General features: G+C 73.3%; 16 protein-coding genes. 4 read left to right on the forward strand and 12 right to left on the reverse strand.

Annotation, left to right across the window (positions count from 1 at the left end):
- Window positions 1-5: 5 nt before the first annotated feature.
- Entirely contained in the window at window positions 6-1,508 is a 1,503-nt protein-coding gene (gene gatB, locus EV385_RS07925; protein WP_130508864.1) for an Asp-tRNA(Asn)/Glu-tRNA(Gln) amidotransferase subunit GatB, read from the reverse strand.
- Between the two features lie 126 nt (window positions 1,509-1,634).
- Here gatB and EV385_RS07930 point away from each other — a divergent pair, with 126 nt between their 5' ends.
- Entirely contained in the window at window positions 1,635-3,074 is a 1,440-nt protein-coding gene (locus EV385_RS07930; protein WP_130508865.1) for a M1 family metallopeptidase, read from the forward strand.
- Window positions 3,075-3,152: 78 nt separating this feature from the next.
- Here EV385_RS07930 and gatA read toward each other — a convergent pair whose 3' ends face one another.
- The 9 genes from gatA to EV385_RS07975 all read right to left on the reverse strand — a co-directional run bounded on the left by gatA (window position 3,153) and on the right by EV385_RS07975 (window position 15,484).
- Window positions 3,153-4,610 (reverse strand): Asp-tRNA(Asn)/Glu-tRNA(Gln) amidotransferase subunit GatA, encoded by a 1,458-nt coding sequence (gene gatA, locus EV385_RS07935; protein WP_423203107.1) that lies wholly within the window; start codon window positions 4,608-4,610, stop codon window positions 3,153-3,155.
- Between the two features lie 22 nt (window positions 4,611-4,632).
- Window positions 4,633-4,932, reverse strand: a complete 300-nt coding sequence (gene gatC, locus EV385_RS07940) for an Asp-tRNA(Asn)/Glu-tRNA(Gln) amidotransferase subunit GatC (RefSeq protein WP_130508867.1) — start codon at window positions 4,930-4,932, stop codon at window positions 4,633-4,635.
- Window positions 4,933-5,045: 113 nt separating this feature from the next.
- Entirely contained in the window at window positions 5,046-7,352 is a 2,307-nt protein-coding gene (locus EV385_RS07945; protein WP_130508868.1) for a putative bifunctional diguanylate cyclase/phosphodiesterase, read from the reverse strand.
- Between the two features lie 143 nt (window positions 7,353-7,495).
- Window positions 7,496-9,634, reverse strand: coding sequence for an NAD-dependent DNA ligase LigA (gene ligA / locus EV385_RS07950; RefSeq protein ID WP_130513157.1), 2,139 nt, complete (start codon window positions 9,632-9,634; stop codon window positions 7,496-7,498).
- Window positions 9,635-9,986: 352 nt separating this feature from the next.
- On the reverse strand, window positions 9,987-10,985 hold the full coding sequence (locus EV385_RS07955; protein WP_130508869.1) for a uroporphyrinogen decarboxylase/cobalamine-independent methonine synthase family protein: 999 nt from the start codon (window positions 10,983-10,985) through the stop codon (window positions 9,987-9,989).
- Window positions 10,978-12,165, reverse strand: a complete 1,188-nt coding sequence (gene mnmA, locus EV385_RS07960; RefSeq protein WP_130508870.1) for a tRNA 2-thiouridine(34) synthase MnmA — start codon at window positions 12,163-12,165, stop codon at window positions 10,978-10,980. The genes EV385_RS07955 and mnmA overlap by 8 nt, the downstream gene beginning before the upstream one ends.
- A 166-nt stretch (window positions 12,166-12,331) precedes the next feature.
- Entirely contained in the window at window positions 12,332-13,507 is a 1,176-nt protein-coding gene (locus EV385_RS07965) for a cysteine desulfurase family protein (protein ID WP_130508871.1), read from the reverse strand.
- 226 nt (window positions 13,508-13,733) lie between these two features.
- Entirely contained in the window at window positions 13,734-14,693 is a 960-nt protein-coding gene (locus EV385_RS07970) for an electron transfer flavoprotein subunit alpha/FixB family protein (protein ID WP_130508872.1), read from the reverse strand.
- An 11-nt stretch (window positions 14,694-14,704) separates the two neighbouring features.
- Window positions 14,705-15,484 (reverse strand): electron transfer flavoprotein subunit beta/FixA family protein, encoded by a 780-nt coding sequence (locus tag EV385_RS07975; protein ID WP_130508873.1) that lies wholly within the window; start codon window positions 15,482-15,484, stop codon window positions 14,705-14,707.
- A gap of 283 nt (window positions 15,485-15,767) precedes the next feature.
- Here EV385_RS07975 and EV385_RS07980 point away from each other — a divergent pair, with 283 nt between their 5' ends.
- Genes EV385_RS07980 through EV385_RS07990 form a run of 3 tightly spaced genes read left to right on the forward strand, consistent with a single transcriptional unit; the run spans window position 15,768 to window position 16,845 of the window.
- Window positions 15,768-16,151, forward strand: a complete 384-nt coding sequence (locus EV385_RS07980; RefSeq protein ID WP_130508874.1) for a YidH family protein — start codon at window positions 15,768-15,770, stop codon at window positions 16,149-16,151.
- Entirely contained in the window at window positions 16,151-16,468 is a 318-nt protein-coding gene (locus tag EV385_RS07985; RefSeq protein WP_130508875.1) for a DUF202 domain-containing protein, read from the forward strand. Before EV385_RS07980 ends, EV385_RS07985 begins: the two co-directional genes overlap by 1 nt.
- 38 nt (window positions 16,469-16,506) lie before the next feature.
- On the forward strand, window positions 16,507-16,845 hold the full coding sequence (locus EV385_RS07990) for a PLD nuclease N-terminal domain-containing protein (protein WP_130508876.1): 339 nt from the start codon (window positions 16,507-16,509) through the stop codon (window positions 16,843-16,845).
- A gap of 4 nt (window positions 16,846-16,849) precedes the next feature.
- On the opposite strand, the gene EV385_RS07995 is transcribed toward EV385_RS07990, so the two are convergent.
- Together EV385_RS07995 and EV385_RS08000 are read right to left on the reverse strand one after the other, a co-directional pair.
- Window positions 16,850-18,472: an acetolactate synthase gene (locus EV385_RS07995; RefSeq protein WP_130508877.1), complete on the reverse strand. Its 1,623-nt coding sequence runs from the start codon at window positions 18,470-18,472 to the stop codon at window positions 16,850-16,852.
- Window positions 18,473-18,551: 79 nt separating this feature from the next.
- A complete protein-coding gene (locus EV385_RS08000; protein ID WP_242624769.1) occupies window positions 18,552-20,588 on the reverse strand; it encodes an Hsp70 family protein in 2,037 nt (678 codons plus the stop codon).
- Window positions 20,589-20,663 lie beyond the last annotated feature (75 nt).

Below are 20,663 nucleotides of genomic sequence, written 5' to 3' on the forward strand. Positions count from 1 at the left end.
AAGGCTCAGCCCTGGACGCCGAGGCGGGACAGGATCAGTTCCCGGACGGTCTTGGCATCCGCCTGGCCACGGGTGGTCTTCATGACGGCGCCGACCAGCGCCCCGGCCGCCGCCACCTTGCCGTCGCGGATCTTGGCCGCGATATCCGGGTTGGCGGCGATGGCCTCGTCCACGGCGGCGGTCAGCGCGCCGGTGTCGGAGACGACCTCCAGGCCCCGCGCGGCCATGACCGCGGCGGGGTCACCCTCGCCCGCCACGACGCCCTCCAGCACCGTACGGGCCAGCTTGTCGTTGATCTTTCCTTCGTCGACGAGCGCCTGGAGCTGCGCCACCTGCGCCGGGGTGGCCCCGACCGCGGACAGCTCGACGCCGGTCTCGTTCGCGCGGCGGGCCAGCTCGCCCATCCACCACTTGCGCGCCCCCGTCGGGCTGGCCCCGGCCGCGATGGTCTCCGCGATCAGGTCCACCGCGCCCGCGTTGACCACCGACTGCATGTCCAGCTCGCTGAGGCCCCACTCCTCGCGCAGGCGGGCCCGCCGTACGCTCGGCTTCTCCGGCAGTGCGGCCTTGAGCTGCGCCACCCAGGCCGGGTCCGGCGCGATCGGCACCAGATCGGGCTCGGGGAAGTAGCGGTAGTCCGTGGCGGTCTCCTTGGAGCGCCCCGAGGTGGTGTCGCCGGTGTCCTCGTGGAAGTGCCGGGTCTCCTGGGTGATCGAGCCGCCGCCGTCGAGCACCGCGGCCTGCCGGATGATCTCCGACCGGACGGCCCGCTCGACCGAACGCAGCGAGTTCACGTTCTTCGTCTCGGTGCGGGTGCCCCACTCGTCGCCGGGCAGGTTCAGCGAGGTGTTGACGTCGCAGCGCAGCGAACCCTGCTCCATGCGCACGTCCGAGACGCCCAGCGAGCGGATGATGTCGCGCAGCTCGGTCACGTACGCCCGGGCCACCTCGGGGGCCTTGGCCCCGAGGCCGGGCACCGGCTTGGTGACGATCTCCACCAGCGGGATGCCGGCCCGGTTGTAGTCGACCAGCGACTCGGTGGCCCCGTGGATGCGCCCGGTGGCGCCGCCGACGTGCAGCGTCTTGCCGGTGTCCTCCTCCAGGTGGACCCGCTCGATGCCGATGCGCACCGTCTCGCCGTCAATCTCCACGTCGACGAAGCCGTCGACGCACAAGGGCTCGTCGTACTGGCTGATCTGGAAGTTCTTCGGCATGTCGGGGTAGAAGTAGTTCTTCCGGGCCATCCGGCACCAGGTGGCGATCGAGCAGTTCAGCGCGAGACCGATGCGGATCGTGGCCTCGATGCCGGCCCGGTTGGCGACCGGCAGGGCGCCCGGCAGGGCCAGGCAGACCGGGCAGACCTGGGTGTTGGGCTCCGCGCCGAAGACCGTGGGGCAGCCGCAGAACATCTTCGTCCGGGTGCCCAGCTCGACGTGGGTCTCCAGGCCGATGACCGGCTCGTACCGGCCGACGGCGTCGGAATACGAGGGCAACGCGATCGTGGTCATGCGGTGAGCTCCCAGGAACTGGACCCGGCGACTGACGGTCTCCAGCCTAGTGGGCCCCACCGACCGAATTTCCGCTGACCCGGCGTATCCCCAAGGGTCACGATCGATTGGGTACGGTTCCGGGTCATGCACCGTAGGAGTCTGGTCGCCGCCCTCGTCGCCACCGCCCTGATCGGCGGCTGCACCGACAAGGCGGAAAGCGCCCCCGCGCGGCCGGCGGCACCGGTCAACGCGCCGGTGATCGACTACGCGCAGTGGCGGGCCGGCATGTCCGCGCCGGTGGCCGACCCGCTCTATCCACGGCTCGGCAACCCCGCGCTCGACGTACTGCACTACGGCCTCGACCTGGCCTGGCAGCCGGGCACCGCGACCCTCACCGGGACCGCCACCCTGCGCATCCGCCCGGCGGCGGACGCCGCGCAGATCAAGCTGGACTTCAAGCCGTACCGGCTGGACCGGGTGACGGTGGACGGTGCCGCCGTCCCGGGTGCGGCGGTGACCGCCGAGAAGCTGGTGGTCCCGGTCGCCGTGCGCAGGGACCGTCCGGTCACCCTGGTGGTGGCCTACCACGGCGCGCCCAGCACCACGCCGATGCCGTCGCACCGTACCGACACCGAGCCGCTGGGACTGACCGTCACCAAGGACCGCGCGCTCTGGACGATGCAGGAGCCGTACGGCGCGTACACCTGGTATCCGGCCAACGACCACCCGTCCGACGAGGCCCTCTACGACATCGCGGTGACGGTGCCGAAGGGCTGGTCGGCGGTGGCCGCCGGTACCCCGGCCGGGCGCAGCGGCACCACGTTCCGGTATCGCAGCACCGACCCGGTCGCGACGTACCTGCAGACCCTGGCCGTGGGCCGGTACCGGAAGATCACCGCGCGGGGGCCGCACGGCCTTCCGCTGACGTACTGGTACCGCCCCGGCGTCGACGACAAGGTGGTGCCGTCGCTGCGCAAGTCGCCGGCCTTCATCGCGTTCCTGGAGAAGCGCTTCGGGCCGTACCCGTTCCCCACCGGCGGGATCGTCATGGTGGACTCGGCCTCCGGCATGGAGACCCAGCAGATGATCACCATGGGTGGGAAGATCAGAAAGCTGGACGCGGCGGGCTTCGAGGAGGACCTGCTGCACGAGTACGCGCACCAGTGGTTCGGCAACTCCGTGACGCCCACCAACTGGAACGACCTATGGCTCAACGAGGGTTGGGCGACGTACGCCCAGTTCCTCTACGCCCAGTCGATCCAGAAGTTCTCCGACGAGCAGCTGGAATACTCGCTGCGCAAGCGGGACGCCGAACTGCGCAAGGGGCTGGGGCCGCCCGCGCACCCGAAGGCGGCCAACTTCGCCGAGAGCAACGTGTACATCTGCCCCGCCGCGATGCTCAAGGAGCTGAACGACGCGCTCGGCGACAAGAGGTTCTTCGCGCTGGCGACGGCGTGGGTGCAGACGCAGCGGAACACGCAGCAGACGCGGGCGTCCTTCACCGCGTTCGTGAACAGGCAGAGCGGCCGCGACTTCACCGGGCTGATCAACGCCTGGCTGGATTCACCGTCCACTCCGAACTGAGCGTCCCCCGCGATCTTGGGGACTTCCGGCTAGCTCCTAACCGGAAGTCCTCAAGATCGGTGTAATCGCCCTTCGCCGTTACAGCGGCGGTGGGGTGAGCGTGCCGACCGCGGACTCCAGCGCCGCGGCCACCCGGTACATCCGGTCGTCGGCCATCGTCGGCGCCATCACCTGGAAACCGACCGGCAGACCCTCCGACAGCCCACACGGCACGGAGATCGCCGGGCCGCCGTACAGGTTGGTGGGGATGGTGAACAGGTCCGCCAGATACATCTGGTACGGATCCGAGGTACGCGACCCGAACGGGAACGCCACGAACGGCGTGGTCGGCGAGATCAGCGCGTCGACCCGTTCGAAGGCGGACGTGAAGTCCCGGGTGATCAGGGTACGGACCTTCTGCGCCTGCCCGTAGTACGCGTCGTAGTAGCCGCTGGACAGGGCGTACGTGCCGAGGATGACGCGGCGCTTGACCTCGGGCCCGAACCCGGCCTCCCGGGTCAGCGACATGACCTCCTCCAGCGAGCGGTTGCCGTCGTCGCCGACCCGCAGGCCGTACCGGACGCCGTCGAAGCGGGCCAGGTTGGACGAGCACTCGCTGGGCGCGATCAGGTAGTACGCGGGCAGGGCGTACTGGAAGTGGGGACAGGACACCTCGACGATCTCGGCGCCGAGCTTGACCAGCTTCTCCACCGCGTCGCGGAACGCGGCCATCACGCCGGGCTCCGCGCCCTCCCCGGAGAACTCGGTGACCAGGCCCAGACGTACGCCGGTGAGGTCGCCGGTCGCGCCCTGCCGGGCGGCGGCCACGACGTCCGGGACGGGCTGCGGGATGGAGGTGGAGTCGCGCGGGTCGTGCCCGGCGATCACGGCGTGCAGCAGCGCGGCGTCCGTCACGGTGCGCGCGCACGGGCCGGGGGTGTCCAGCGAGGACGAGAACGCGATCAGGCCGTACCGCGAGGTCCCGCCGTACGTGGGCTTGGCGCCGACCGTGCCGGTGACGGCGCCGGGCTGGCGGATGGAGCCGCCGGTGTCCGTACCGATGGCCAGGGGTGCCTCGTAGGCGGCCAGCGCCGCGGCGCTGCCGCCGCCGGAGCCGCCCGGGATGCGCCCCAGGTCCCACGGGTTGTTCGTCGGCCCGTAGGCCGAGTACTCCGTGGAGGAGCCCATGGCGAACTCGTCCATGTTGGTCTTGCCGAGCATGACCGTGCCGGCGGCCCGCAGCCGCGCGACCACGGTCGCGTCGTAGGGCGGCCGCCAGCCTTCGAGAATCTTCGAGGCGGCGGTGGTGGGCACGCCGCGGGTCGCGACGATGTCCTTGACCGCGACCGGCACCCCGGCCAGCGGCCCGAGCTGCGCACCGGCGGCCCGCTTCTCGTCCACCGCCCGCGCGGCGGCCAGCGCGCCCTCGCGGTCCACGTGCAGGAACGCGTGCACCCGGGGGTCGACCGCGTCGATCCGGTCCAGGTGGGCGGTCGCGACCTCCACCGCCGAGGCCTCGCCGCCGGAGATGAGCGCCGCGACCTCCGTCGCGGTCATCCGCGTGACGTCACTCACGGCTTCAGTCCTCCTCGTCCAGGATTCGGGGTACGCGGAACCGGCCCTCGGCGGCGTCCGGGGCGCCGGAGAGCGCCTCGTCCTGCGTGAGGCACGGCTGCTCGACGTCGTCGCGGTACACGTTGGTCAGCGGTACGGAGTGCGAGGTCGGCGGGATGTCCTCGGCCGCCACCTCACCGACCCGGGCGACCGACTGCAGGATCACGTCGAGCTGGCCCGCGAACTGGTCCAGTTCCTGCTCGGTCACGGCGAGCCGCGACAGGCGCGCGAGATGCGCGACCTCTTCGCGGGAGATGGCGGTCATCGTGCCCCCTGCTGGTCGTCGGTACGGCGATCATCGGCGTCGCCGCTGACCCGAGCGAGTCTATTTCGCCGGGTGGCCGGGCCGTCCGGCGACTCCCGATTCCTGGAAGGTAGTCACGTGGTGGGTACCGGGCGCAGCGGGCGGTACCGGGCCATCCAGCCGAGCAGGTCGTCCGCGGGCATCGGGCGGGCGTGGAACCAGCCCTGCGCGGCGTGGCAACCGGCCCGGGCCAGCATCCGCCACGTGCTCTCGTCCTCGACCCCCTCGGCGACCACCCGCAGGCGCAGCGCCTCCGCGAGGTCGATCACGGAACGGACGATGGCGGCGTCGCCGCGGTCGGCCACCATGCCCAGGACGAAGGACCGGTCGATCTTCACCTCGGTCAGCGGCAGCCGGCGCAGATGCTGCAGCGACGAGTACCCGGTGCCGAAGTCGTCCAGGGAGATGGCCACCCCCATCCGGTCCAGCCGGGTGATCGTGGTGAGCACCCGGTGCGGGTCCGCCATCAGGGCACTCTCGGTGATCTCGAGCTGCAGCAGGCTCGCCGGTACGCCGTAGCGGCGCAACAGGGCGTCGACCCGCTCGGCGATCTCCGCGCTGTGCAGGTCCCGCACACTGACGTTGACCGCGGCCCGGACCGGGCGGCCCGCCACCTGCCACGCCGCGAGCTGCGCCACCACCTCGTGCAGCACCCGCGCGGTGAGCAGGCGCATCACCGGGGTCTGCTCGGCGACGCGGATCAGCTCCTCGGCGCCGACCAGGCCGCGCCGGGGGTGCTGCCAGCGCAGCAGCGCCTCGACGCCGACGACCTCGCCGGTCGCGATCGCGATCTGCGGCTGATAGAAGAGCTGGATGCCGTCGTCCGGCGAACCGGGCCGGTCCACGGCCGGGCGCGGACCGGACGGCTCCGTGCGGCCCGCGAGCACCGGGCCGGACGGCTCGGTGCGGCCCGGCAGCGCCGGGTCGAACGTGCTCGGGTGCTCGCGCAGGGCACCCCGCAGGTCGGCCAGCAGGGTCAGCCGCTCCGGGGAGTGGTGCGCCGCGTCGGGGCCGTACACCGCGATCTGGTCGCCGCGCTGCTTGGCGTCGTACATGGCGGCCTCGGCCTGGCGCAGCAACGTGGCGGCGTCGCCCGCACCGGCGGCCGCGCCGGGCGCCTGCAACGCGATCCCGATCGTGGCACTGACGTCGACCGCCAGGCCGTCCAGGTGGAACGGCCGGTGCAGGACATCGGCGAGGTGTCCCGCGACGGCCCGCGCCGCCGCCGGCCCGTCGACCCGCGTGGCCAGCACCGCGAACTCGTCGCCGCCGAGCCGGACCAGCAGGTCGTGGGTGGGCACGGCGGCGGCCAGCCGGTGTGCCACCTCGACCAGCAGCCGATCCCCCAGCAGGTGGCCCAGCGCGTCGTTGACGTTGCGGAACCGGTCCAGGTCCAGCAACAGCAGGGCGAGCTGCCGCTGCGGGCCGCCCTCGCCGCCCCGGTCCACGACCGCGGCCTGCAGGACGCGGCGGTTGGGCAGGCCGGTGAGGGCGTCGATACGGGCGGCACGCTCGTACTCCCCGGCCGAGCGGACCATCCGGTGTACGGCCTGCAGCGCCAGCAGGACCAGCGGCACGAGGACCAGGCCGACCTGCGCGGCGGCCAGCACCACCGGCCCGAGCAGCAGCAGCGCGGCGGTGGCGAACAGTTCCACGCCCCGGCGCTCGTGGTGCCGGGGCGGTCCGCCCTCGTGGCGCCACCGGGCGGCCACCGCGGCGAGGCCGTACCGGGCGCCGATCCAGGCGGCGGCCGCGGCGACCGTCAGTACCGCGTCGTCCCAGTGCGGCGCGAGACCCAGGTGCAGCCCCGTCACGGCCGCGACCAGCGACGCCCCGGCCAGCCCACCGGCGTGCTGCACGGCCAGGTGCGGTACCCGCCGGGCGGGCCGGCGCATCCGGGCCCCGGCGACGGTCACGGCCACCAGTTGGGCCGCGACGGCGGGCACGAAACCCCAGGCGAGGGCGATCGCGAAGGTGAAGCAGATGGAGGGCAGGACGACGGAGCTGGCGCGCCGGTTGGCCAGGACGTACGGCCGGGCGTCGACGGTGACCGCGAGCACGGCCATGGCCCAGTACGCCGGCGGCAGCGCCGCGAAGGTGTCCGCCGAGATCGCCCACAGTGCACCGTCGGCCAGCGCCACGCCGGCGGCCGTGAGCAGGATGCCGCGCCATTGGGGGACCGGCGGCCACCGCAGGGACCCGGCCGTCCGTAGCCCGTAGCCGGGGGTCTCCAGCGCCGCCCCGAAGCCGCCCGGCTGGGCCGCCTGCCCTAGCTGGCCCGCCTGGCCTTGTTGGGCCGGTTGGCCTTGTTGGGCCGGTTGGCCGAAGCACGTCTCGGGGAGCGGGCTGCCCGGCGCGCGGCGCGGCTGTGCGGCACCCATGCGACCTCCCCGATGGTGTCGGACCGACCGATCCCCCTCACCATAGATCCGCATGGACAAAACGACGCGAAACAGGCTCGCCGCTACCAAACGCACATGCGTGAGCTACCGCCGAAGGCCCTCTTTTTCACCCCATAGGGGTCCTACTCCTTGTCACCCGGCGGGGTCAGCTCGGCGACCTGGCGGGCCGCGTCCGGTCCGTCGGCCAGCAGCACCGCGAAGCCGTCCTCGTCCAGCACCGGCACCTTGAGCGCCAGCGCCTTGTCGTACTTGCTGCCCGGGTTGTCGCCGACCACCACGAACGCGGTCTTCTTCGACACCGAGCCGCTGACCTTGCCGCCCCGGGACGTGACCGCCTCGGTGGCCTGGTCGCGCGAGTGGCTGGCCAGCGTGCCCGTGACCACCACGGTCAGGCCCTCCAGCGGGCGGGGCCCCTCGTCGGTACGCTCGTCGGCCATCCGCACCCCGGCCTCGCGCCACTTGCGCACGATGTCGGCGTGCCAGTCCACCGCGAACCACTCGCGCAGGCTCTCGGCGATCGTCGGCCCGACGCCGTCCACCGCGGACAGCTCCTCGACCCGCTCCTCGCGCACCGCCGCCTCGATCGCCTCCATCGAGCCGAACTGCCGGGCCAGTGCCTGGGCCGCCGTGGGGCCGACGTGCCGGATCGACAGGGCCACCAGCACCCGCCACAGCGGACGCTCGCGGGCCTCGGCCAGATTGTCCAGCAGCTTCACGGCGTTGCTGCCGAGGCTGCCGTCCTTGTTGACGAAGAAGGGCGCGGACGCCAGTTGCTCGGCCGTGATCGCGAACAGGTCGCCCTCGTCGGTGATGATGCCCGAGTCCAGCAGTGCCTGGCCCGCCTTGTAGCCCAGCACCTCGATGTCGAAGGCGCCCCGGCCGGCGAGGTGGAACACCCGCTCGCGCAACTGCGCGGGGCAGGACCGGGTGTTCGGACAGCGGATGTCGACGTCGCTCTCCTTGGCCGGGGCGAGCCCCGTGCCGCATGCCGGGCACTCGGTCGGCATCACGAACTGGCGGGCGTCCGCGGGGCGCAGATCCATGACCGGGCCGAGCACCTCGGGGATGACGTCCCCGGCCTTGCGCAACACGACCGTGTCGCCGATCCACACCCCCTTGCGCTCGACCTCCCGGGCGTTGTGCAGGGTGGCCAGGGCGACCGTGGAACCCGCGACCCGTACCGGCTCCAGCACCGCGAACGGGGTCACCCGCCCGGTCCGCCCGACGTTGACGTCGATGTCGAGCAGCTTGGTGGTCACCTCCTCCGGCGGGTACTTGAACGCGATCGCCCACCGGGGCGCGCGGCTGGTCGAACCGAGCCGGCCCTGGATCGCGACCGAGTCCACCTTGACGACCACGCCGTCGATCTCGTGCTCGACGTCGTGCCGGTGCTCGGCGTAGTAGTCGATGAACCCGGTCACCCCGGCCATGTCACCGACCTGGCGCCACCGGTCGCTGGTCGGCAGGCCCCACGCCTTGAGCTGCTCGTACGCGTGGGACTGCGACGTCGGCTGGAAGCCCACCCGGGCGCCGATCCCGTGCACCACCATGCGCAGGCCGCGTGACGCCGTGATCCGCGGATCCTTCTGGCGCAGGCTGCCGGCCGCCGCGTTGCGCGGATTGGCGAACGGTGCCTTGCCCTGCTCGACCAGCGACGCGTTGAGATCCGCGAACGCCGACGCCGGAAAGTAGATCTCCCCGCGCACCTCCAGCAGATCCGGCGGGTCGTCCCCGGCCAGCCGCTCCGGGATCTCGCGGATGGTGCGCACGTTCGACGTGACGTCCTCGCCGGTGCGCCCGTCGCCCCGCGTCGCCCCGCGCACCAGCCGCCCCTTCTCGTACGTCAGGTTGATGGCCAGGCCGTCCACCTTCAGCTCGCAGATGAAGTCGACGGGGCCGCCCGCGTCGCGCACCGTACGCTCGGCCCACGCGGCCAGCTCACCCGCGTCGAAGACGTTGTCCAGCGACATCATGCGCTCGGCGTGCTCCACCGGGGTGAACTGGGTCGAGAACGTCCCGCCGACGTTCTGCGTCGGGGAATCCGGCGTGCGCAGCGCCGGATACCGCCCCTCCAGCTCCTCCAGCTCGCGCAGCAGCCGGTCGAACTCCGCGTCGGAGACCGTCGGCGAGTCGAGCACGTAGTAGCGGTACTGGTGGCCGCGGACCTCGTCGCTCAACTCGGCGTGCCGGGCACTGGCCTCCGGGGTCGGGTCGGCGCCGGCCGCGGCCACCTGCGCGGCGGTGGGGCGCCCCTCGGCGATCTCCGCGGCGACCGCGACCTCGTCGGACGACTCGCGCGTCGCCGCGTCGCCCGACCGCCCGCGAGACGCCGAGCCCTTCGCCTCCTGGGACGCCGAGCCTTTGGACACCGAACTGTTGGCCACCGGGAACCCTCCGTCATTCGTGCTTCCACCAGCACGTTAGTCGGCACCTACGACAGTTTGCGGGCCGCCGTCCACCCGCCGGGCCGGAGCCGGAACCACCATCGCCAACGGCAGAAGACCGGGCCAAGGACGAATCACCGGCCGGGCACGGATCACCAGGCCGGGCACGGATCACCAGGCCGGGCACGGATCACCAGGCCGGGCACGGATCACCAGGCCGGGCGGAGCGTCAGACTTCGGCCAGGCGGCGGCCCGCGTCGCGGCAGGCGGCGAGAACCGCCCGAACGTACCGGTCCGGTGCGCCCGCCAGGCCGCAGGCGGGCGTGACCACGACCTGGGCGGCCAGCCGCTGCACCGGAAAACCGAGACGGGTCCACAACGTACGGACCCGGTCCGCGACCTCGGCCGAGGTGGGCGCCCGCCCGGACGACGGCGGGCGAGTGGCGGCCGCGCCCGCGAACAGGCCCAGGCCCGCGTCGAGCGCCTCGCCGAGCGGGTCGAGATCCGACAGCAGCGACAGGTCGAGGGCGACACCGGCGGCGCGGGCATCCCGCACCACATCCAGGGGTACGTCGGGCGCGCAGCAGTGCAGGACCACCGGCGCGCCGGCCGCCTCCACCACCCTCCGCAGCCCGCCCGCCGCGTCGGGTCGCTCCACCGCGCGGTACGCGCCCAGCCCGCTCTCGGTCGGCACCCGCCCCGCCACGACCGAGGGCAGGGCCGGCTCGTCGACCTGCAGCAGCACGGTGGCGTGCGGCAGCCGCTTGCGGACCTCGGCGACGTGCCGCCGCAGCCCCTCGGCCAGCGAATCGGTGAGGTCACGTACGGCACCGGGATCGCGCAGCAGCAGCCCACCGATCGCCAGGTCGAGGCTCGCGGCCAGCGTCCACGGCCCGGCGGCCTGCAACTTGAGCACACCCGCGTACCCGTCGCCCTGCTCGGTGAGCTGATCCAGGTCGCGTTCCCACAGGTCGGCCGCGCGGCGCAGGTCCTGACCGGGCCGGCGGGCGATCTGCCAGCGACCCGCGTAGAGCTGCACCGGCAGATCGACGAGCAGCCCGGCACCGCGCCCGATGATGTCCGCCCCGGGGCCGCGCTCGGGCAGCTCCGCCAGGTGCGGCAGGTCTGGCAGCTCGCCGAAGATCAGGCGCTGCGCCTCGGCGATGTCCGTACCGGGCAGCGAGCCCAGCCCGGTGGCAGCACCGGCCGGCCAGGGAAACTCAGGCACCGGCCGCGGCCCCCGACCCGGCCGCCGGAACGTCCGCCACAGACGACGGCCCAGCCACCGCGACCCCCGCCGCGGACGACGACCCGGCCGCCGGGACGTCCGCGTCGGACGACAGACCGGCCGTGATCGTGGCCGAGCCGAGCACGATGTCCCCCGCCGGATCGGGCCGGTACGCGACGATCGCCTGCCCGGCCGCGACCCCGCGGGCCGGCTCGCGCAGCCGGGCGGTCAGCTCGCCCCCGGCCACGGTCACCTCGGCCGCGACGACCTCCCCGTGCGCGCGCAACTGCACGTCGCAGGCCACCGGGGTGGCTGCGCCGTGCCAGATCGGGCGGGTGGCGGTGACCGTGTCCACCGCCAGGTCCTCGCGCGGGCCGACGGTCACCGTGTTGGTCTTGGGAGTGATCGACAGTACGTACCGGGGGCGGCCGTCGGGGGCGGGAACCCGCAGGTCCAGACCCTTGCGCTGACCGACCGTGTAGGCGTATGCCCCCCGGTGCTGGCCCAGGACCGCGCCGCTGTGCGCGTCCACGATGTCGCCGGGCTCCTCGCCGAGCTGGCGCGCCAGGAAGCCGCGGGTGTCGCCGTCGGCGATGAAGCAGATGTCGTGCGAGTCCGGCTTGTCGGCCACGGCCAGGCCACGCTCGGCCGCCTCCGCGCGGACCTGCGCCTTGGTGGAGTCACCCAGCGGAAAGACCGCGCGGTCCAGCTGGACGCGGGTCAGCACGGCCAGCACGTACGACTGGTCCTTGGCCAGGTCGACGCTGCGGCGCAGCAGCCCGTCCGCGCCGAGCCGGGCGTGATGTCCCGTGACCACGGCGTCGAAACCCAGGGCGACCGCCCGGTCCAGCACCGCCGCAAACTTGATCTTCTCGTTGCAGCGCAGACAGGGATTAGGAGTACGGCCGGCCGCGTACTCGGCGACGAAGTCGTCGACCACGTCGGCGTGGAACTGCTCGGCCATGTCCCAGACGTAGAACGGGATGCCGATCACGTCGGCGGCCCGGCGGGCGTCCCGCGAGTCCTCCAGCGTGCAGCAGCCGCGCGCCCCGGTGCGGTAGGTCTGCGGGTTGCGGGCCAGGGCCAGGTGCACCCCGGTGACGTCGTACCCGGCGTCCTTGGCGCGCGCGGCGGCCACGGCGGAGTCGACTCCGCCGGACATCGCCGCCAGTACACGCATTCCTCCAGCCTATCCGCCCCCGGAAGCGGCACCCACACGCACCGGCGCCGGGGGTTGTCCGGGCACCCGGACGCAGGTCCGGAGCTGGTCGGCTTGCCACCGGAAGATCGTTGATGAGTTCCGGTCAGAGGCCGACCCGAACCCATCAAGATCACTAGAAACCAATTCAGCGGGGGGTTTTCCAGGCGGTGGCGCGGCGGGCCCGTTCGACCGCTCCGGGCAGCGCAGTCAGCAGTGCGTCCACGTCGTCCGCGGTGCTGGTGTGGCCGAGCGTGAACCGCAGCGACGACCGGGCCCGGTCGTCGTCGGCGCCCATGGCCAGCAGTACGTGCGAGGGCTGCGCCACCCCGGCCGAGCAGGCCGAGCCGGTCGAGCAGGCGATCCCCTGCGCGTCGAGCAGCAGCAGTAGGGCGTCGCCCTCGCAGCCGGGGAACGAGAAGTGGGCGTTGCCGGGCAGCCGGTCGCTCGCGGCGCCGTTGTAGACCGCGTCCGGCACCGCGGCGCGTACCCGGGAGACCAGGTCGTCGCGCAGCGCCGCGACGCGGGCCGCGTACTCGGGCTGGCGTTTGGCCGCGGCCTCGACCGCCACCGCGAACGCCACCACGCCGGGGGTGTCCAGGGTGCCGGAGCGCACGTCGCGCTCCTGGCCGCCGCCGTGCAGCAGCGGGGTGCAGGCGACGTCGCGGCCCAGCAGCAGCGCGCCGACCCCGACCGGGCCGCCCAGCTTGTGGCCGGTGACGGTGAGCGCGGCGACCCCGCTGGCCGCGAAGTCGACCGGGACCTGCCCGACCGCCTGGACCGCGTCGGTGTGCAGGGGTACGCCGGACTCGGCGGCGAGCGCGGCCAGCTCGTGGATGGGCTGGATCGTGCCGACCTCGTTGTTCGCCCACTGGACGCTGACGACCGCGACGTCGTCCCCGCGCTCGTCGAGCAGCTCGGCGAGGGCGGCGGGGGTGGCCCGCCCGGAAGTCTCCACGGGCAGCCAGTCGACGTCGGCGCCCTCGTGCGCGCCGAGCCACTCGACCGAGTCCAGCACGGCGTGGTGCTCGACCGCCGACGCGGCGACCCGGGTCCGGCCGGGTTCGGCGGCCCGTCGCGCCCAGTAGATCCCCTTGGTGGCGAGGTTGTCGCTCTCGGTGCCGCCGCTGGTGAAGATCACCTCGGAGGGGCGAGCGCCGAGCACCGCGGCGATGCGCTCGCGGGACTCCTCGACCAGCCGGCGCGCGGTGCGCCCGGCGGCGTGCAGGGACGACGGGTTGCCGATCATCCCGGCCGCCGCGACGTACGCGTCGAGCGCCTCGGGAAGCATCGGCGTGGTCGCCGCGTGATCCAGGTAGGCCATCACCGGAAAGCTTATGCCCCCGCCGTCGATGGGACCCGGACGGCGGTCGCCGCCCCGGCGGCGATCCCCGCGTCGCGACCCTCACCCGGCATTCCGGGCACGGTGGCCCCGGCGCCGTGCGGTACCGCGAAACGCACCCGCGGGCACGGCGGCACCGGCGCCCGCGAAACGCACCCAGCCCCGGCGGAGCGAACTCCGCCGGGGCTGGGACGTGGCCGTGCCGGTGTTACTTGCGCTTGCGGATCTCCTCGGCGGCCTGCGGTACGACCTTGAACAGGTCACCCACGACGCCGAAGTCGGCCAGCTCGAAGATCGGCGCCTCGGGGTCCTTGTTGATGGCGACGATCGTCTTGCTGGTCTGCATGCCCGCCCGGTGCTGGATGGCACCGGAGATGCCCAGCGCGATGTACAGCTGCGGAGACACGGTCTTGCCGGTCTGCCCGACCTGGAACTGGTGCGGGTAGTAGCCGGAGTCGACCGCGGCCCGGGACGCGCCGACCGCGCCGCCGAGCAGGTCGGCCAGCTCCTCGACCAGGGAGAAGTTCTCCGCGTTGCCGACGCCGCGGCCGCCGGAGACGACGATCGAGGCCTCGGTGAGCTCGGGGCGCGACCCCTTCTGCTCGGCGACCCGCTCGACGACCTTGGCCAGCTTGTCGGCGTCGGTCGAGGCGATCGTGAGCTGCTCGACCGCCGGGGTGGCGGGGGCGGCCTCGGGGGTCACCGAGTTCGGCCGGATGGTGACGATCGGCAGGCCCTTGGTGACCTTGGACTTGACGATCGTGGAGCCGGCGAAGACGACCTGGGTGGCGGTGCCGTCGGCCGCGACCTCGACCGCGTCGGTGAGCAGCCCGTTGTCGAGCTTGACCGCGAGGCGACCGGCGATCTCCTTGCCCTCCTGGGTGGAGGCCAGCAGGACGGCCGCGGGCTGGACCCGCTTGACCAGCTCGGCGACGACGGTGGCCTTGGGGGCGACGAGGTAACCGTCGATCTCCTCGCCCTCGGCCGCGTAGATCTTCGCGGCGCCGAACTCGCCGAGCTTGTCGGCGAGTTGGGCGGCCGCACCGGCTCCGCCGAGCACGACCGCGGAGACCTCGCCCAGACCGCGGGCGATGGTGAGCATCTCGAGCGTGACCTTCTTGACGCCGGCTGCCTGGGAGGCTTCGACGACGACCAGTACTTCAGCCATTGTGGGCCTCCTCAGACGAACTTCTCGGTGGCGAGGAACTCGACGAACTGCGTGCCGCCCGTACCCTCGTCGGTGATCTTGGTGCCGGCGGACCGGGCCGGGCGCTTCGCGAACTCGACCACGGTGCTGGTCGCCCCGGCGAAGCCGACCTCGTCGGCGCTCACGCCGAGGTCGCCGAGCGCGAGGCCCTGCACCGGCTTCTTCTTGGCGGCCATGATGCCCTTGAAGGACGGGTAGCGCGGCTCGTTGATGGTGTCCCACACGCTGACCACGGCGGGGGTGGCGGCGGTGACGACCTCGTAGCCCTCGTCGGTCTGGCGCTCGATGGTGAGGTTGGCACCGTCCACGGTGAGCTTGCGGGCGCCGGTCAGCGCGGCGATGCCGAGGCGCTCGGCCAGCATGTGCGGCAGGACCTGGACCCGGCCGTCGGTGGACTCGGCGCCGCAGAGCACCAGGTCGGCGTTGAGGGTGCCGAGGGCGGCGGCCAGCACCTTGCTGGTGGCGACCGCGCAGGAGCCGTGCAGCGCGTCGTCCTGCACGTGGACGGCCTTGTCCGGGCCCATGGACAGGGCCTTGCGAATGGACTCGGTGGCGCCCGCGGGACCCATCGTCAGGACGGTCACCTCGCCGCCGTGCGCCTCCTTGAGCTTGAGCGCCTCTTCGATGGCGTACTCGTCCATCTCGTTGATGACGTTGCTAGCCGAGGCTCGCTCGACGGTGTTGTCGCCCGGGCTCAGGGTGCGCTCGGCACCGGAGTCGGGTACCTGCTTGACCAGTACGACGATGTTCATCGCGCTTCGACGACCTCCTGTTTACGAACGCCCACGGCCACGTGTCACCCCGGAAAGGTTACCCGCCAGTAGCTAACCGGTCTCCGCCGCCGAGGGTGACTCACCTCACGACCTCGGACCACCTGTTCGCTGCCATCAGACCGGGGGATTTGTCGGGACATGTCCGGCCAACTCACTCCTTGCCTCACGAGCGGGGGACGCCCCGCCGCCGACCCATCCTCCCCCACGCCCAAATGCCGCCGTCCCCGGGCGGTCCCGAAACTGAACGTTCGATAATCCAAGCGTGCTTGACGACCTGCGACAGTGGTTCGACCCCGGGCGGTCGCCGCGGGTCGGCAAGACCCCCGACTACCGCTTCTCCCTGGCCAACGAACGGACGTTCCTGGCCTGGATCCGTACCGGGCTGGCGCTGATCGCGGGCGGGCTGGCCTGTGCGCAGTTCCTGCCACCGCTGCCCATCGCCCACCTGCGCGAGATCATCGCCGTGTCGCTGCTGGTGCTCGGCGGGCTCGTCGCGCTGCGGGCGGTCGACCACTGGGCCCGTACGGAACGGGCCATGCGGCTCGGCACGGACCTGCCCCGGTCCCGGTTCCCGGCGGTGCTGGCGATCGTGGTCGCCGTGGGGGCGCTGCTGCTGGTCGTCGCCGTACTCATGCGGGCGCTGTGATGAGTGCCCCGGACGGCGAGGACGACCACGGCGCCTCCGCCGAGCGCACCCGGCTGGCGTGGCGGCGCACCGGCCTGTCCGCCACCGTCGTCGCCCTGCTGATCCTGCGTCCGGCCTTCGTGCCCGGCCCGGGCGTCGGCACCGTGCTGGCCGTCGCCGCCGCGATGGGCGTCTGGGCCACCCTGGTCGGGCTCGGCTACCGCCGGGTCCACGGGCTGATCGCGCGCCCGCCCCGCCCCGGCAGCCGCACGGTCGTCGCGTACGCGCTGCTGTGCGCGAGCTTCGCGGCCTTCGGCGCCGTGGTTGTCCTGGCCTGATCGATGACGTACCGGTCAGGCCGCGTCATCATTGCCTCATGGTCCGGTCGTTCATCTTCCTGGCTGCCGTGCAGCTCGCACTACTGGTCCTCGCCCTGATCGGCGCGCTGTCCGCCGACCGGGTCCGCACCCTGCCGCGTGCCGTCTGGGTCCTGGTCATCCTGCTGATCCCGCTGTGCGGACCGATCGCGTACTACTTCTGGGGGCGCCCGCTGCCCGCCCCGGCCGAGGGCGGACCGCCCCGCCGGACCGCCCGGCCCGCCTCACCGGACGACGACCCGGACTTCCTGCGCTCGATGGACACCGAACAGGCCCGCCGCGACCGGGAACTGCTCGCGCAGTGGGAACGCGAGCTGCGCAAGCCCGACGACGAGTAGCGGCTCAGGCCAGGTTGGACGACCGGGGGTACGCGTCCGTCGGGTCGGTCAGCACGTTGACCAGGTACGGCACGCCCGAGTCGAACGCCCGCCGCAGCGCCGCCCCCAGGTCCGCGGACTTCTCCACGGTCTCCCCCGCCCCGCCCAGCGCCCGGACCACGTCGTCGTAGCGCAGGCCCGGTTGCAGGTCGGCCGCGACGTCGTAGCCGTACATGGCCTGCATGGGGTGCTTCTCCAGGCCCCAGATGCCGTTGTTGCCCACGACGATGACCACGGGCAGCTGCTGGCGTACCAGGGACTCGACGTCCATCAGGGAGAACCCGGCGGCGCCGTCGCCCATCAGCACGCAGACCTGCCGGTCCGGGTAGGTCACCCGGGCGCCCATGGCGTATCCCATGCCGGTGCCGAGGCAGCCGTACGGGCCGGGGTCGAGCCAGGTGCCCGGCTGGGCGGGCTCCAGGTAGCGGCCCGCGTACGAGACGAAGTCGCCACCGTCGCCGATGGTCACCGCGTCCGCGTCCAGCACCTGGCGCAGTTCGCCGTAGATGCGCGCGGGGCGGATCGGGTCGGTCTCGGCGGCCATCGCCTCGGCGTCGCGCGCCTTCGCCGCGTCCTCGGCGGTACGCAGGCCCGCCACCCAGTCGGAGTGGTCGGCGCGGCTGCCCGGGTGGTTCGCGAACGCGGTGAGGATCGCCCGCAGGTCACCGGCCGGGGAGGCGGCCGGGGTCACGTGGGTGGCGCGCTGGCTCGGCGCGTCCACGACGTGCACCACCTGGGCGTCGCCGAACTCGCCGAAGCCCAGCCGGAAGTCCAGCGGGGTGCCGACCACCACGACGACGTCCGCGCCGTCGAGGGCGGGACGGCGGGCCCGGGCGAACGCCAGCGGGTGACCGGGCGGCAGCGCGCCCCGGCCCATGCCGTTGGTGAACACGGGCACCCGCAGCGCCTCGGCGGCGGCGCGCAGCGCCTCGACCGCGTCGCCGGTCCAGACGTCGGAACCCGCGATGAACACCGGGCGTTCGGCGCCCGCCACCAGCGCGGCCGCCCGGGCCACCTCGTCGGGGTCGGGCTCGACCGCCGGGATCTGCGCCGCAGCGGGCGCGGCGACCTCGCCGGTGGAGAAGAACACCTCCAGCGGCACGTCCAGGAAGGCGGGACCGCGGTGCGCCGTGAGCGCCGCGGTGAGCGCACGCGACACCTCGCCCGAAATGGCGTCCGGGTCGGGGATCGTGGCCGCGTACTTGGTGACCGGGGCGACCAGCGGGATGTGGTCGATCTCCTGCAGACTCCCGGCGCCCCACCGGAACGCGGGCGCCCGGCCGCCCATCACGAGCACCGGGGAGGCGTTGAAGAACGCGCTGGTCAGGCCGGAGATGCCGTTGGTGACGCCGGGACCGGCGGTGAGCACGGCGAGGCCGGGACGGCGCTGGAGCTTGGCGACCGCCTCGGCGGCGAACACGGCGGACTGTTCGTGCCGGACGTCGTAGATGGGGAAGCCGGACTTGTGCGCCGCGTCGTACAGCGGGAAGACGTGGCCGCCGGAGAGGGTGAACATCTCCGTGACGCCGTACGCCCGCAGGGTCGCCAGCGCGAGATCTCCGCCGTGGCCCTCGATCATGTCCGCCATGTCCGCTCCCGTCCTTGGGGTCTCCGGGTGCACGCTACCGGGCCGCGAGCGAAAGATGAATCCGACTCACCTAAGGGGTTCAACCACCGTTCCACTGACGCAACAGGCGGTACGCGTCGCGCGCCAGCTCGTAGGCCGCGTCGCGGACCGACTGATCGGTCTTCATCGCGTACGCCACCACCAGCGCCGCCACCGGCGCCGCGATCAGTACCGCGGCGCTGAGCAGGAACTGCAGGAACCGTACGAACCGGCCGCGACGGCGGGGACGCCGCGGCTTCGCGACGGGCGCCGGTTTCCGGCGCTCCTTCGACGCGGGCCGCGCCGCGACGGGCGGGGGCGGCACCGCACCGGAGACCGGCCGCGCCGAACCGGACACGGGCCGGGCGGCCGGGGACACCGGATCCGCCGCTGGCATCGCGCGGGTGGTGCCGGATCGGGCCGCCGGGGACACCGGACGGGTCCGCGCGGCACTGGAGCTCGCCCGGCCCGCCGCCGACGACAGCGGACGCGTCGCCGAACCGGCCGAGGAAGTCGGACCGGCCGAGGAAGTCGGACCGGCCGAGGAAGTCGGACCGGCCGAGGAAGTCGGACCGGCCGAGGAAGTCGGACCGGCCGAGGAAGTCGGACCGGCCGAGGAAGTCGGACCGGCCGAGGAGGTCGGTTTCGGCAGCGGAGTCGGCTCGCAGGCGACCGTGGCGTCCGGATCGGGCAGCCACGGCTCGGGATCCGCGTGCGGCCACGGATCCACCGCCGGTGGCGGCAGGTCAGCCCCGCGCGGCCCGGACCGCACCGTCTCGGCGTCGTCGACCGCGGCCGACGCCCGCGACCCCGACAACACGGTCTCCGCGTCATCGACCCCGGCCGACGCACCCGACCCCGACAACCCCGACCCCGACAACACCGACCCCGACAACACCGTCTCCGCGTCGTCGACACCGGCCGAACGGCGGGTCGCCTCGGCGCGGCGGGCGGCCATCAGCCGGATCTCCGCGGTCGGCCCCGGGGCGGCGGGCTCGGCCGCCAGCAGGGCGGCGTCGGCAAGGATGCTGCCCTCGGCCACCACCAGCTCCGGCTGCTCGATCACCACCGGCGCCTCGCCCAGCGCCCGGTGCAGCAGCGTCGCCACCAGCGGGATCCGGCTCGCCCCGCCCACCAGGAACACCCCGGCCAGGCGGCCCGCCGGCAGGTCCGCCCAACGCAGCAGGTCGGCGGTGACCCGTACGGTCTGCTCCAGCACCGGCCGGGCCAGGGTCTCCAGCTCGTCGCGGGTGAGATGCACCTCCAGCCCCAGCAGCGGCACCACGAGATCGGCGGACTGGGTCCGGGACAGCCGTTCCTTGGCCACCCGTACGTCGTCCCAGAGCTGGCGCTGGGCGCGCCGTTCCTCGACCGTCGTGGGCTCGACCAGCCGCTGCCAGGCGGCCGCGTCGCGCTGTTCGCAGTACGCGCCGAGATGCTCGACGATCGCCGCGTCCACGTCCAGCCCGCCGATGTCGTCGCGGCCGTCCACCGCCATGACCTCGAAACCCTCGGCGGTACGGGCCACCACGCTGGCGTCGAAGGTGCCCGCACCGAAGTCGTGCACCACCACGACCGAGCCGATCGGCACGTCGCGCCCCAGCACCTCGGCGAAGTAGGTGGCGGCCGCGACCGGCTCGGCGACCAGCCGGGCACCGGTCAGCCCGGCCCGGGCGGCGGCCTCGGCCAGCAGGCCGCGCCGGGCGGCGCCCCAGGTCGCGGGGCAGGTGAGGGTCACGTCGGGGCGTACCGGGCCGACCGCCCGGTGCCACTCCTCGGCGACCCGGGCCAGCACGGCCGCGATCAGGTCCACCACCGGCAGCTCGTGGTCGCCGAGCAGCACCGTGCCGTCGTCGATGCGGCGCTTCGGGTTGGGTTCGAAGCGGGCCGGTTCCAGGCGGGCGCTGTGCACCGCGTCCCGGCCGACGATCAGCTGCCCGTCGGGCTCGGCGTAGACGGCGGAGGGCAGCAGCGGCGAGCCGTCGACGAGGATCGGCCGGGCCCGCCCGTCGGGCCAGCGGGCCACCGCGACCGTGTTGGAGGTGCCGAAGTCGACGCCGAGCGCGTGCCGCTGGGCCCGGCCCTGGTCGGTGGACATGCGCGCCAGTCTAGGCGGTGCCCGCCGCCGGATGATCTCCCAGCTCCGGGCACCGCCGAGACGCGGGGACCGGGC

Source organism: Krasilnikovia cinnamomea, from assembly GCF_004217545.1.
Lineage (GTDB): Bacteria > Actinomycetota > Actinomycetes > Mycobacteriales > Micromonosporaceae > Actinoplanes > Actinoplanes cinnamomeus.

Coding starts and splice junctions, on each gene's coding strand:
- EV385_RS07975 (WP_130508873.1), bottom strand. CDS start 15,484: ATGAACATCGTCGTACTGGTCAAGCAGGTACCCGACTCCGGTGCCGAG.
- EV385_RS08000 (WP_242624769.1), bottom strand. CDS start 20,588: ATGTCCACCGACCAGGGCCGGGCCCAGCGGCACGCGCTCGGCGTCGAC.
- EV385_RS07970 (WP_130508872.1), bottom strand. CDS start 14,693: ATGGCTGAAGTACTGGTCGTCGTCGAAGCCTCCCAGGCAGCCGGCGTC.
- EV385_RS07965 (WP_130508871.1), bottom strand. CDS start 13,507: ATGGCCTACCTGGATCACGCGGCGACCACGCCGATGCTTCCCGAGGCG.
- EV385_RS07995 (WP_130508877.1), bottom strand. CDS start 18,472: ATGGCGGACATGATCGAGGGCCACGGCGGAGATCTCGCGCTGGCGACC.
- mnmA (WP_130508870.1), bottom strand. CDS start 12,165: ATGCGTGTACTGGCGGCGATGTCCGGCGGAGTCGACTCCGCCGTGGCC.
- gatA (WP_423203107.1), bottom strand. CDS start 4,610: ATGACCGCGACGGAGGTCGCGGCGCTCATCTCCGGCGGCGAGGCCTCG.
- EV385_RS07990 (WP_130508876.1), top strand. CDS start 16,507: ATGGTCCGGTCGTTCATCTTCCTGGCTGCCGTGCAGCTCGCACTACTG.
- EV385_RS07945 (WP_130508868.1), bottom strand. CDS start 7,352: ATGGGTGCCGCACAGCCGCGCCGCGCGCCGGGCAGCCCGCTCCCCGAG.
- EV385_RS07930 (WP_130508865.1), top strand. CDS start 1,635: ATGCACCGTAGGAGTCTGGTCGCCGCCCTCGTCGCCACCGCCCTGATC.
- gatB (WP_130508864.1), bottom strand. CDS start 1,508: ATGACCACGATCGCGTTGCCCTCGTATTCCGACGCCGTCGGCCGGTAC.
- EV385_RS07985 (WP_130508875.1), top strand. CDS start 16,151: ATGAGTGCCCCGGACGGCGAGGACGACCACGGCGCCTCCGCCGAGCGC.
- gatC (WP_130508867.1), bottom strand. CDS start 4,932: ATGACCGCCATCTCCCGCGAAGAGGTCGCGCATCTCGCGCGCCTGTCG.